We start from the raw sequence: 14,229 nt of genomic DNA on the forward strand, positions 1-14,229 counted from the left end.
TACCAGTAGTCGCCGTCGAGCCCGCCCGCCTCGCGGACCCACTCGCCGGTGGCCGCGGAGAGGTACGGCACCAGGGGCGCCCGGCTGCGGATGTCGGCGAACGCCTTCGCCAACGCCTCTTCGGCCGCCTCGACATGGCGGGTGTGGGAGGCGTAGTCCACCGCCACACGCCGCACGCGCACGCCGTCCGCCTCCAGTGCGGCGAGCGCCTCGTCCAGGGCCTCCGCGTCACCGGCGATCACCACCGACGAGGGGCTGTTCACGACGGCCACCTCGACTCGCTTCTCCCAGGCCGCGATGCGGTCCGCCGCCGCGGCCTCCGGCAGGGACACGGCGGCCATGCCGCCGTGCCCGGACAGCCGCTCGGCGATCACCTGGCTGCGTACGGCCACGATCCGTGCCGCGTCCTCCAGCCGCAGCGCACCCGCCACACACGCGGCCGCGATCTCACCCTGCGAGTGGCCCACCACGGCGTCCGGTACGACCCCCACCGACGCCCACACCGCGGCGAGGCCGACCATCATGGCGAAGCCGGCGGGCTGGACGACGTCCACGCGGGTCAGCAGGCCGGCGTCGGCCTCACCGCGCAGCACGTCCTCCAGTTTCCAGTCCACCCAGGGTTCCAGCGCCCGCGCGCACTCGGCGATCCGCTCGGCGAACACCGGGGAGGTGTCGAGGAGTTCGCGGCCCATGCCGGCCCACTGGGTGCCCTGGCCGGGGAAGACGAGGACGACCTTGCCGGTGCCGGCCGGGGCGGGGCCGCCGGTCAGCACGGCGGGGCTGCTCTCGCCGCGGGCCAGCGCGCCCAGTCCGGTCAGGGCCTCCTCGCGGGTGCCGGCCACGACCACGGCGCGCTCCGGCAGGACGGCCCGCCGGGTCACCAGGGCCGCCGCGACGTCGGCGGGCGCCGCGCCGGTGTCGTCGAGGAACGCGGCGAGCCGGGCGGCCTGCCCGGCGAGGGCCGTGGTGCCGCGCGCCGACACCACGAGGGGGACGACACCGGCCGGGGCGGTCCGCGGTGCGGTCGTCTCCTCCGGGGCCTCGGCGGCCTCCTCCAGGATGACGTGCGCGTTGGTGCCGCTGAGCCCGAACGAGGACACCGCGGCCCGGCGCGGCCGTCCCGGGTCGGCCCACGGGCGGGCCTCGGTGAGCAGGCGCACCGCGCCGGCCGACCAGTCGACCTGGGAGGAGGGTGCGTCGACGTGCAGGGTGGCGGGCATCTCGCGGTGCCGCAGGGCCTGTACGGCCTTGATCACACCGGCGACGCCGGCGGCTGCCTGGGCGTGCCCGATGTTCGACTTCAGCGAGCCGAGCCACAGCGGCTGCCGCGGGTCCCGGTCCCGCCCGTACGTCGCGAGCAGGGCCTGTGCCTCGATCGGGTCGCCGAGGACGGTGCCGGTGCCGTGGCCCTCGACCAGGTCGACGTCGGCCGGAGTCAGTCCGGCGGCGGCGAGCGCCTTGCGGATGACCCGCTGCTGCGAGGGCCCGTTGGGTGCGGTGAGCCCGTTGGAGGCGCCGTCCTGGTTGACGGCGCTGCCGCGGATCACGGCGAGCACCGGGTGCCCGTTGCGCCGGGCCTCCGACAGCCGCTCCAGGACGACCACGCCCGCGCCCTCGGCCCAGCCGGTGCCGTCGGCGGCGTCGGCGTACGACTTGCAGCGCCCGTCCGGGGCCAGCGCCCGCTGCCGGGAGAACTCCATGAACATCCCCGGCCCGGCCATCACCGTGGAGCCGCCGGCGAGGGCCAGGGAGCATTCGCCGCCCCGCAGGGCCTGTGCGGCCAGGTGCAGGGCGACCAGCGAGGAGGAGCAGGCGGTGTCGACGGTGACGGCGGGGCCCTCGAAGCCGAAGACGTACGACACGCGTCCGGAGGCCACGCTGGCCCCGGCGCCGGTCAGCGCGAACCCGCCCACTTCCTCCGGTACGTCACCGCCGGAGTAGTAGTCGACGCCCATGATGCCGCTGAACACGCCGACGTCGCCGCCCTTGAGCGCGGTGGGGTCGATGCCGGCCCGCTCCAGCGCCTCCCAGGACGTCTCCAGCAGCAGCCGCTGCTGCGGGTCCATGGCCACCGCCTCGCGCGGCGAGATCCCGAAGAACAGCGGGTCGAACAGCGGCGCCTCGTGCAGGAAGCCGCCCTGGCCGACGTACGACGTCCCGGCGTGCTCGGGGTCGGCGTCGTAGACCGCGTCGAGGTCCCAGCCGCGGTCCGTGGGGAACCCGGTGACGCCCTCGCGGCCCTCGCGGACCAGGCGCCACAGGTCCTCGGGGCTGCCGACTCCGCCGGGCAGCCGGCAGGCCATGCCGACCACGGCGATCGGCTCGTCCGGGTCGTGGGGCACGGCCACCGGCACGGGGGCGGCCGGGGTCACGCCCTGCAACTCGGTGTGCAGGTGCCGGGCGAGGGCGAGGGGGGTCGGGTAGTCGAAGACGGTGGTGGCGGGCAGGTTGAGGCCGGTGGCCTCGCGGAGCCGGTTGCGCAGTTCGACGGAGGTGAGGGAGTCGAACCCGGCGTCCTTGAACGCCGTTTCGGCCCTGACCCGCTCCGGACCGGTGTGCCCGAGGACGTTCGCGACATGGGTGCGGACGAGGTCGAGCAGCAGCGCCTCCTGCTCGGCGGGGGCCAGCCCGGCCAGCCGGCCGGCCAGTCCGTCCCGGCCCGCGCGTCCGGTGCCGCGCGCGGCCCGCCGGCCGGCGCGGACGAGTCCGCGCAGCAGCGGCGGCACACCGGCCCCGGCGGTCGCGTCGGCCCGCAGTCCGCGCAGGTCCAGTTTGACCGGCACGAGCAGGGTGTGGCCGCTGCCCAGCGCCGCGTCGAACAGTTCCATGCCCTCGTCGGGGCCGAGGGCCAGCACGCCGCCCCGGCGGCTCATGCGGCTGCGGGACAGGTCGTCCAGGTCGGCGCCCATGCCGGTGGTCTGCTCCCACAGCCCCCAGGCCAGCGACTGGGCCGGGAACCCGGCCGCCCGGCGGCGCGCCATCAGCGCGTCCATGCAGGCGTTGGCGGCGCCGTAACTGCCGGTGCCCGCGCCGAGGAAGACCCCGGAGACGGAGGAGTAGGTGACGAACGCGTCGAGGTCCGGGGCGAGTTCACGGGTCAGCTCGTCCAGGTGCTGCACGGCCGTCACCTTGGGCGCGAACACCCGGGCCAGCCGCTCGGCTTCGATCTCGCCGACCACTCCGGCGTCGAACACCCCGGCCGCGTGGACGACGGCGGTCAGCCGGGGGCCGGTCAGCCCGGTGAGCAGGGCCGCGACCGCGTCCCGGTCGGTCACGTCACAGGCGGGCACCGACACCGACTCGGCGCCCAGCGCCACCAGCTCCGCCACCAGCTCCCGTGCTCCGTCGGCTTCCGCGCCGCGCCGGCTGACCAGGACCAGATGGCGTACGCCGTGCCGCTGGACCAGGTGCCGGGCCAGCAGACCGGCCAGCGAGCCGGTGCCGCCGGTGATCAGCACCGTGCCGTCCGGATCCAGCACCGGTTCGGCCGGGGCGGCCGGGGCGACCCGGGCGAGGCGCGGCACATACAGCGCCGCACCCCGCACGGCCACCTGCGGCTCACCGCTCGCCAGCACGGCGCCCAGATCCACCTCGTCCGTGTCACCGTCCACGAGCACGATCCGGTCCGGGTTCTCCGCCTGCGCCGCACGGACCAGCCCCCAGACGGCCGCACCACCCGGATCGGTGACCATCTCGTCACCACCCGCCGGCACCGCACCCCGGGTCACCACCACCAGCCGGCCGTCCCCGGCACCCTCCTCCGCCAGCCAAGACTGCACGGCCGCCAGCACCCGACCCACCAACGCCACCGGAGCCTCCCCGGCGGAACGGGCCTCGACCACCGACACCTCCGGCACCTCACCGGCACCGCCCACCGACGGCAGCTCACCCCACTCCACCCGGAACAGCGCGTCGGTGCCGGGCGCGCCGGCCGCCGCTTCGAGCTGCTCTCCGGAGACGGCCCGCGAGACGAGCGAGTCCAGGGTCAGCACCAGGCCGCCGGTGTCGTCGACGGCTTCCAGCGACAGCGTGTCCGGGTCGGGCCGCAGCAGCCGTACCCGGATCGACGCGGCACCGGAGGCGTGCAGGGTGAGTCCGTTCCAGGCGAACGGCAGCCGCACCACGGCCGCTTCCTCCGCCCCGGCTCCGTCGGTCACCTCGGCCGCCGCGTCCAGGATGCTCGCGTGCAGTGCGGCGTCGAGCAGCGCCGGGTGGATGCCGAACCCGGCGGCGTTCTCCCGCTGCTCCGGCGGTACGACGACCTCCGCGAACAGCTCGCCGTCGCGCCGCCAGACCTTCCGCACGCACTGGAACGCCGGGCCGTACCCGTATCCGGCGCGCGTCAGCTTCTCGTAGCCGTCGGAGATGTCGACCTGCTGGGCGCCGGGCGGGGGCCAGGCGGTGAAGTCGAAGGTGTCGGCGGGGACGACGGCCGTGCTCAGGGTGCCGCCGGCATGCCGGGTCCAGGCGTCCGGGCCGCTCTCCGTGCCGACGTCCTGGCGGGTGGAGTACACCTCCACGCTGCGGGCACCGGTCTCGTCCGGCCCGCCCACGGCGACCAGGACGCGTACGGCACCCTGCTCGGGCACGACCAGGGGCGCCTCGATCACCAGCTCGTCCAGCACTCCGCAGCCGACCTCGTCACCGGCCCGTACGGCGAGTTCGACCAGACCGGTGCCGGGTACGAGCACCACTCCCCCGATGGCGTGGTCGGCCAGCCAGGGGTGCGTGCGCAGGGAGAGCCGGGAGGTGAAGACCAACCCGTCGGACTGGGGCAGCGGCACCACCGCGCCCAGCAGCGGGTGATCCGCCGCGCCTTGGCCGAGGGCGATGGCGTCCATGAGGGGGCGAGGGGCGGGGAGCCAGTAGTCCTGGTGCTCGAAGGCGTACGTCGGCAGGTCCACGTGGGCCTCGGTGGCACCCTCGGGGAGCACGGCCGCCCAGTCGACCTTGGTTCCGCGTACGAAGAGCTGCGCCACTGCCGACAGAAGGGTGTGCGGCTCGCCGCGCTCGTCCCGCAGGGCCGGCACGCTGACGGCGTCGTCGCCGGCCGACTCCGTGATGGCGCCGCTGAGTGCACCGCCGGGGCCGAGTTCCAGGAACACCGATCCGCCGGTGGCGCTGATGCCGTCGGCGAAGCGGACGGGGCGGCGGACGTGCTCGACCCAGTAGGCGGGGTCCGTCAACTGGCCGGGATCGGCGAGCTTTCCGGTCACGTTCGACACGACGGGGATGACGGGCTCGTTCCAGGTCAGCCCGGCGAGGGCTTCGGCGAACTCCGCCAGCATCGGCTCCATCAGCGCCGAGTGGAAAGCGTGCGAGACGGTGAGGCGCTTGACCCGGCGGCCTTGCTCACGCAGCTTCTCCGCGACGGCCTCGACGGCTCCCTCGTAGCCGGACAGGACGACCGAGCCGGGCGCGTTGACCGCCGCCAAGTCGACCCCGTCACCGAGGTGTTCGGCGATCTCGTCCTCGGTCGCGGCCACTGCGACCATCGCGCCGCCCGACGGGAGCGCCTGCATCAGCCGGCCGCGCGCGGCCACCAGCGCCGCCGCGTCCGGCAGCGACAGCACCCCGGCCACATGCGCGGCGACGATCTCACCGATGGAGTGTCCGGCGACCACGTCCGGCCGTACGCCCCACGACTCCACCAGCCGGAACAACGCCGACTCCACGGCGAACAGTCCGGCCTGCGTGAAGACGGTCTGGTCCAGCAGGCCGCCGCTCGCGTCGCCGAAGATCACGTCCTTGACCGACTGCTCCACACCGAGTTGCGCGTCCAACGCGGCGCACGCCTCGTCCAGGGCCTGCGCGAACACCGGGTACCGGTCGTACAACTGCCGTCCCATGCCCACGCGCTGGGACCCCTGGCCCGGAAACACGAACACCGTCTTGCCTTCAGCACCCGAGCCCGTGACCACTGCGGGGGCCGACTCCCCGTCGGCCAAGGCTCGCAGCTGGGTCACCGCCTCCTCCCGCGACCCGGCGAGGACCACGGCCCGCTCGGGCAGGAGGGCCCGTCGCGCGACCAGTGCTCCGGCGACGGTCGGCAACGGGGTGTCGCTGTCGCCGATGAACGCCGCCAGCCGTCCGGCCTGTCCGGCCAGCGCGCCGGCGGTTCGTGCCGAGAGGATCACCGGCAGCGGACCATCGGCCGGGGCCGACGGCTCAGCCTCCGGCTCCTCGGGTGCCTGCTCCAGGATCACGTGGGCGTTGGTGCCGCTGACGCCGAACCCGGAGACGCCGACCCGGCGCGGCCGGTCCACGTCCGGCCAGTCGCGGGCCTGCGTGAGCAGGCGTACGGCGCCCGCTTCCCAGTCGACGCGGGGGGACGGCTCGTCGACGTGCAGGGTGGCGGGGAGGACGCCGTGCCGCATCGCCTGGATCATCTTGATCACGCCGGCCACGCCCGCGGCGGCCTGGGTGTGGCCGATGTTGGACTTCAAGGAGCCGAGCCAGAGCGGCTGTTCGCGGTCCTGGCCGTAGGTGGCGAGCAGGGCCTGGGCCTCGATCGGGTCGCCGAGGACCGTGCCGGTGCCGTGGCCCTCGACCGCGTCCACGTCCGCCGGGGTCAGCCCGGCGTTCGCCAGCGCCTTGCGGATCACCCGCTGCTGGGACGGGCCGTTGGGTGCCGTCAGGCCGTTGGACGCGCCGTCCTGGTTGACGGCCGTACCGCGGACGACGGCCAGTACCCGGTGGCCCTTGCGCTGTGCCTCCGACAGCCGCTCCAGGACGACCACGCCCGCGCCCTCGGCCCAGCCCGTGCCGTCGGCGGTGGACGAGTAGGCCTTGCAGCGGCCGTCGGCGGCGAGGCCACGCTGCCGGGAGAAGTCGATGAACAGGCCGGGTGTGGCCATCACGGTGGCGCCGCCGGCCAGGGCCATCGAGCACTCGCCGCGGCGCAGCGCCTGGGCCGCGAGGTGGATGGCGACCAGGGAGGACGAGCAGGCGGTGTCGAGGGTGACCGCGGGGCCCTCGAAGCCGAAGACGTAGGAGATGCGGCCGGAGGCCACGCTGGACGCGGCGCCGGTGCCGGTGAAGCCCTCCAGCTCGGGCGGGACGCTGCCGCCGGCGAAGTAGTCGACGCCCATGATGCCGTTGAAGACACCGACGTCGGTGCCCTTCAGCGACAGGGGGTCGATACCGGCCCGCTCCAGCGCCTCCCAGGACGTTTCGAGCAGCAGCCGCTGCTGCGGGTCCATCGCCAGCGCCTCGCGCGGGGAGATACCGAAGAACTCCGCGTCGAACCGGCCGGCGCCCCGGAGAAACCCGCCCTGGTCGACGTACGAGGTGCCGGTCTTCTCGGGGTCGGCGTCCAGCAGGGTGTCGAGGTCCCAGCCGCGGTCGTCCGGGAAGCCCGACACGCCGTCGCGGCCCTCGGCCACCAACTCCCACAGTGCCTCGGGCGTGTCGGCGCCGCCGGGCAGTCGGCAGGCCATGCCGACGATCGCGATCGGCTCGCGGGACGCGGCCAGCAGCTGCTGGTTCCGCTTCTTCAGCGTGCCGACCTCTTCCAGCGACTTGCGCAGCGCCTCGACAAGCTTCTCGTAGGAAGCACTCACTTTCCCTGCCCCAATCTGTCGTGTGCCGCGTCAGCCTTCGAGGGATTCGCTGTCGCCGAGCGCGAGGTGTACGAGGTCGTCGACGTCCAGGTCGGCCAGTGCTCCGCGTGTGGTGTCCGGTGTGTCGGGCGCGGGTGCGCCGGGTTCCAGGGCGGCCAGTTCCACCAGCGCGTCCAGCAGGCCGGCCTCCCGGAACCGCTCCAGCGGGAGGGTGAGCAGTGCGTGGCGCAGCCGTTCCTCGTCCGCCTCCGCCGCAGGCCGCTGCCCGGCCGTGCCCTCCGGGGCGAGTTCGCCGTGCAGGTGGCGGGCGAGGGCGAGCGGTGTGGGGTAGTCGAAGACCACGGTGGCGGAGAGGTTGACCCCGGTCGCGGCGCGCAGCCGGTTGCGCAGTTCCACGGAGGTGAGGGAGTCGAACCCGGCGTCCTTGAACGCCGTCTCGGCCCCGACGCCGTCCGCTCCGGCATGTCCGAGCACACCGGCGACATGACCGCGGACGACGTCCAGCAGCACGGCCTCCTGCCGGTCCCGGTCCAGCCCGGCCAGCCGGCGCAGCAGGCCGTCCCCGCCGTCGCCGGCTGCGGACCGCGCCGACTGCCGCCCGGCACGCACGAGGTGGCGCAGCAGCGGGGGCACTCCGGCACCCGTGGCCGCCTCCGCGCGTACGGCCCTGAGGTCCAGCTTGACGGGGACGAGCAGTGCGTCATCACCGGCCAGGGCCGCGTCGAACAGGGCCAGGCCCTCCCGCGGAGCCAGCGGCAGGATGCCGCCGCGCCGGTTGCCGCGGGTGCGGGCCGCCGCTTCCGTGCCGGCGGTCATCCCGGTGGTCTGCTCCCAGGGCCCCCAGGCCAGGGACAGCGCGGGCAGGCCGGCCGCCCGGCGCCGGGTCATCGCGGCGTCCAGCCAGGCGTTGGCGGCGGCGTAGTTGCCCTGGCCGGCCGAGCCGAACAGGCCGGCGCCGGAGGAGAAGACCGCGAAGGTCGTCAGGTTCATGGCCCGGGTCAGCTCGTCCAGGTGCGCGACGGCCCTCACCTTCGGCGCGAAGACGTGGGCCAGGCGCTCCCGGTCGAGTGTGCCGATCACGCCGTCGTCCAGGACGCCGGCGGTGTGCAGGACGGCGGTCAGCGGGTGCTCCGCGGGGACGGAGTCCAGCAGGGCGGAGACCTCGTCCCGGTCGGCGATGTCGCAGGCGGCCACCCGTACGGTCGTCGCGCCGAGCGCGGTCAGCTCGGTGACCAGGTCCCGTGCGCCCACGGCGGCCGGGCCGCGCCGGCTCGCCAGCAGCAGGTGCCGTACGCCGTGCCGCTCGACCAGGTGCCGGGCCAGCAGGGCGCCCAGCGAGCCGGTGCCACCGGTGACGAGGACGGTGCCGTCCGGGTCCCAGCCGGCGGGCGCCGGGCCGGGGCGGGCGGTGGCGGCCCGCGCCAGGCGCGGGGCGCGGACCGTCGTACCGCGCACCGCGAGCTGCGGTTCGCCGGCCGCCTGCGCGGTGGCGAGGAGGGCGGCGAGGGAGTCGTCGTCCAGGGTGGCGTTGGCACCGGTGCCGGTGCCGGTGCCGGTGTCGGTGTCGATGAGGGTGATCCGGTCGGGGTTCTCCGCCTGGGCGGCCCGTACGAGTCCCCACACGGCCGCGCCGGCCGGGTCCGTCACGGTGTCCTCACCGGCGGCCACCGCGCCCCGGGTCACCACCACGAGCCGGGAGTCCGCGAGCCGCTCGTCGGCCAGCCACGCCTGGAGGACGCCCAGCACCCGGGCCGTGCGCTCCAGGGCGTCGTCGGCTCCGTCGGCCGGTACCACCAGCAGCTCCGGCACGGTGCCATCGGCGGCCGGACCGGCGAGGTCGGCTGCGGTGGCGACCCGCGCCCAGGCCGGCGCCGGGCTGCCCGTCCGGGCGGGCACGGTGAGGTCGGTCCACTCCACGCGGAACAGCGCATCCGCGCCGGGGGCGCCGGCCGCGGCCTCCAGTTGCTCGGCGCTGACCGCGCGGAACACCAGGGACTCGGTCGTCAGCACCGGCTCACCGGTCTCGTCGGCGGCCTGCACCGCGACCGCGTCGGGGCCGGACGGCGCCACCCGCACGCGCAGCGCCGAGGCTCCCGCCGCGTGCAGTGCCAGCCGGTTCCAGGCGAACGGCAGGACCGTGCGCGGCGCGTCACCGGGTGCGGTCGCGTCGGCCGGGGTGACGAATCCGTTGGCGTGCAGGGCGGCGTCCAGCAGGGCGGGGTGGATGCCGAACCGGGCCGCTTCCTCGCGCTGCCCGTCCGGCAGGGCGACCTCGGCGTACACCTCGCCGCCGCGCCGCCACACCGCCCGCAGGCCCTGGAACACCGGCCCGTACGTGTACCCCTGGTCGATGAGACCGGAGTAGAAGGCGTCGACGTCCACCTCGACCCGCTCGGCGCCGGGGGGCGGCCAGGGGGTGAAGTCGAAGGTGCCGCCGGGGACCGCGGGAACGGTGGCGGTGTCGGTGAGGGTGCCGGTGGCGTGCCGGGTCCAAGCTTCGGTGCCGATCTCCCCGGCCGCGTCTTCCCGGGCCGAGTAGACCGCCACGCTCCGCAGGCCGCTGTCGTCCGGGCCGCCGACGGCGACCTGGACGCGGACGCCTCCCTGTTCGGGCACGACGAGCGGGGCCTCGATGACGAGTTCGTCCAGCACGCCGCAGCCGACCTCGTCACCGGCCCGTACGGCGAGTTCGACCAGACCGGTGCCCGGCACGAGGACGACTCCCCCGACGGCGTGATCGGCCAGCCAGGGGTGCGTGCGCAGCGACAGCCGGGAGGTGAACAGCACCCCGCCGGTCTCGGGCACCTCCACGACCGCACCCAGCAGCGGGTGATCGGCCGTGCTCTGGCCGAGGGCGACCGCATCGGTCGCGGGGGCCGTCTGCAACCAGTAGTGACAGTGCTCGAACGCGTACGTCGGCAGGTCCACGTGGACTTCCGTGGCGCCCTTCGGGAGGACTGCCGCCCAGTCGACCTTGGTTCCGCGCACGAAGAGGTGTGCCACGGCCGACAGAAGGGTGTGCGCCTCGCCGCGCTCGTCCCGCAGGGCAGGCACGCTCACCGCGTACTGGCCGGCCGACTCCGCGATGGCGCCGGTCAGGGCGCCGCCGGGGCCGAGTTCCAGGAACACCGAGCCGCCGGTAGAGCTGATGCCGTCGGCGAAGCGGACGGGACGGCGGACGTGCTCGACCCAGTAGGCGGGGTCCGTCAACTGGCCGGGATCGGCGAGCTTTCCGGTCACGTTCGACACGACGGGGATGACGGGCTCGCGCCAGATCAGCCCGGCGAGGGCTTCGGCGAACTCCGCCAGCATCGGCTCCATCAGCGCCGAGTGGAAAGCGTGCGAGACGGTGAGGCGCTTGACCCGGCGGCCCTGCTCACGCAGCTTCTCCGCGACAGCCAGGACAGCCGTCTCATCGCCGGAGAGCACGACCGAGCCGGGCGCGTTCACCGCCGCCAAGTCCACGCCCTCCGCGAGGTGTTCGGCGATCTCGTCCTCGGTCGCGGCCACTGCCACCATCGCGCCGCCCGACGGCAGGGCCTGCATCAGCCGGCCGCGCGCGGCCACCAGCGCCGCGGCGTCCGGCAGCGACAGCACACCGGCCACATGCGCGGCGACGATCTCGCCGATGGAGTGTCCGGCGACCACGTCCGGCCGTACGCCCCAGGACTCCACCAGCCGGTACAGCGCCGTCTCCACGGCGAACAGTCCGGCCTGCGTGAACACGGTCTGGTCCAGCAGGCCGCCGCTCGCGTCGCCGAAGATCACGTCCTTGACCGACTGCTCCACACCGAGCTGCGCGTCCAACGCGGCGCACGCCTCGTCCAGGGCCTGCGCGAACACCGGATACCGGCCGTACAACTCCCGGCCCATGCCGACCCGTTGCGACCCCTGCCCCGGGAAGACGAACACGGTCCTGCCGTCGGTGTCCGAGCCCGTGACCACGAGCGGTGAGGGCTCGCCGGCGGCCAGCGACTCCAGTCCGGCCACCGCTTCCTCGCGTGACTCGGCGACGATCACGGCCCGCTCGGGCAGCACTGCCCGCCGGGAGACCAGCGCGCCTGCAACTGCCGTCATCGGCAGGTCGGTTCCGCCGACGAACTCCGCCAGTCGTCCGGCCTGTCCGGCCAGCGCGCCGGTGCTGCGTGCCGAGAGGATCACCGGCAGCGGACCGTCGGTCGAAGCCGGCGGCTCGGTCTCCGGCTCTTCCGGTGCCTGCTCCAGGATCACGTGGGCGTTGGTTCCGCTGACGCCGAACCCGGAGACGCCGGCCCGGCGCGGCCGGTCCACGTCCGGCCATTCGCGCGCTTCCGTCAGCAGGCGTACGGCGCCTGCTTCCCAGTCGACCTGGGAGGTCGGGGTGTCGACGTGCAGGGTGGCGGGGAGGACGCCGTGCCGCATCGCCTGGACCATTTTGATCACGCCGGCCACGCCCGCGGCCATCTGGGTGTGCCCGATGTTGGACTTCAGCGAGCCGAGCCAGACGGGTTCTTCGCGGTCCTGGCCGTAGGTGGCGAGGAGTGCCTGTGCCTCGATCGGGTCGCCGAGGACCGTGCCGGTGCCGTGGCCCTCGACCGCGTCGACGTCCGCCGGGGTCAGGCCCGCGTTCGCGAGCGCCTTGCGGATGACGCGCTGCTGCGACGGGCCGTTGGGTGCCGTCAGGCCGTTGGACGCGCCGTCCTGGTTGACCGCGCTGCCCCGCACCACCGCCAGCACCCGGTGGCCCTTGCGCCGCGCCTCCGACAGCCGCTCCAGGACGACCACACCCGCGCCCTCGGCCCAGCCCGTGCCGTCGGCCGCGTCCGCGTACGACTTGCAGCGGCCGTCGGACGCGAGGCCCCGCTGCCGCGAGAACTCGACGAAGGTGCCCGGGGTGGCCATGACGGTGGCGCCGCCCGCGAGGGCCATCGAGCATTCGCCGTTGCGCAGGGCCTGGGCCGCGAGGTGGATGGCGACCAGGGAGGACGAGCAGGCCGTGTCCACGGTCACCGCGGGGCCCTCGAAGCCGAAGACGTAGGCGACGCGGCCGGAGGCCACGCTGCCCATGCCGCCGGTGCCGGTGAAGCCCTCCAGCTCGGGCGGCACCGGGCCCGAGGTGCCGTAGCCCTGGCCCATCAGGCCGGAGAAGACGCCGACGTCCGTGCCCTTCAGCGCGAGGGGGTCGATGCCGGCCCGCTCCAGCGCCTCCCAGGAGGTTTCGAGGAGCAGGCGCTGCTGCGGGTCCATCGCCAGCGCCTCGCGCGGCGAGATGCCGAAGAAGCCCGCGTCGAAGAGGGCGGCGTCGTAGAGGAAACCGCCCTGGCTCACGTAGGACGTACCGGCCTGGTCCGGGTCGTCGCTGAAGAAGCCGCTCAGGTCCCAGCCACGGTCGTCGGGGAACCCGGACATCGCGTCGCGTCCCTCGGACACCAACCGCCACAGCTCTTCCGGGCTGTTGACGCCGCCGGGCAGGCGGCAGGCCATGCCGACGATCGCGATCGGCTCGTCCGGGTCGGCGAGCGCGACCGCCGCGGCCGGGGCGGGGGCGGTCGCCGTCGTCTCGTCCAGTTCGCCGTGCAGGTGACGGGCGAGGGAGAGGGGGTTGGGGTGGTCGAAGACGACGGTGGCGGCCAGTTTGAGGCCGGTGGCCTCGCGGAGCCGGTTGCGCAGCTCGACCGAGGTGAGGGAGTCGAACCCGGAGTCACGGAACGCCGTGTCGGGCTTGATCCCCTCGGGGCCGGCGTGGCCGAGCACGGTCGCCGCGTGCGTCCGGACCAGGTCCAGCAGCAGCGCCTCCTGCTCCGCCGCGCCCAGCCCGGCCAGCCGGTCCGCGAGGCCGCCGCCGCTGTCGCCGGCTGCGGCCCGCACGGTCTGCCTGCCGGTGCGTACCAGGCCGCGCAGCAGGGTGGGGATCGCCCGGCCGGCGCCGGCGTCGGTGCGCAGCTGCCGCAGGTCCAGTCTGGCCGGGACGAGCAGTGCCTCGCCGGTGCGCAGGGCCGCGTCGAAGAGGTCCATGCCCTCGTCGGGGGACATGGGGAGGACACCGCCGCGCCGGTTCATCCGGCTGCGGGTGAGGTCGTCCATGCCGGCCGCCATACCGCCGGTGGCCTGGTCCCACAGCCCCCAGGCGAGCGAGGTGGCGGGCAGGCCCTCGGCCCGGCGCCGCTGGGCGACGGCGTCCAGGAAGGCGTTGGCCGCCGCGTAGCTGCCGGTGCCCGCGCCGAGGAAGACGGAGGAGACGGACGAGAAGACGACGAACGCGGCCAGTTCCGGGACCAGTTCGCGGGTCAGTTCGTCCAGGTGCCGTACCGCTGTCACCTTCGGCGCGAACACCCGCGCGACCTGCTCGGGCCGGAGGGTGCCGATCACTCCGGCGTCGGCGATGCCCGCGGTGTGCACGACCCCGGTCAGCGGGCGCCCGCTCCGGCGGACCTCGGCGAGCAGGGCGGCGACCGCGTCCCGGTCCGTGACATCGCAGGACGCCACCGTGACCTGGGCGGCCCCGAGTCCGGTGAGTTCGGCGACCAGCTCGGCGGCGCCCTCGGCGGCCTGGCCGCGACGGCTGGCCAGCACAAGGTGACGGATGCCGTGCCGGGCGACCAGGTGCCGGGCCAGCAGTCCGCCGAGCGAGCCGGTACCGCCGGTGATCAGGACCGTACCCTCGGGGTCCAGCGCCCCGGGCCCCTCG

The 14,229-nt window shown here is 74.9% G+C and carries 2 protein-coding genes; both read right to left on the minus strand.

What is annotated here, in order from left to right:
- Positions 1–7,562, minus strand: a 7,562-nt coding sequence (locus tag CCN44_RS10240; RefSeq protein WP_086697447.1) for a type I polyketide synthase, incomplete at its 3' end; no start/stop codon positions are given.
- 30 nt (positions 7,563–7,592) lie between these two features.
- Positions 7,593–14,229 (minus strand): type I polyketide synthase (locus CCN44_RS10245; RefSeq protein WP_143649677.1); only part of this gene is annotated, 6,637 nt, incomplete at its 5' end.

It is taken from the genome of Streptomyces tricolor (assembly GCF_002155905.1).
Taxonomy (GTDB): domain Bacteria; phylum Actinomycetota; class Actinomycetes; order Streptomycetales; family Streptomycetaceae; genus Streptomyces; species Streptomyces tricolor.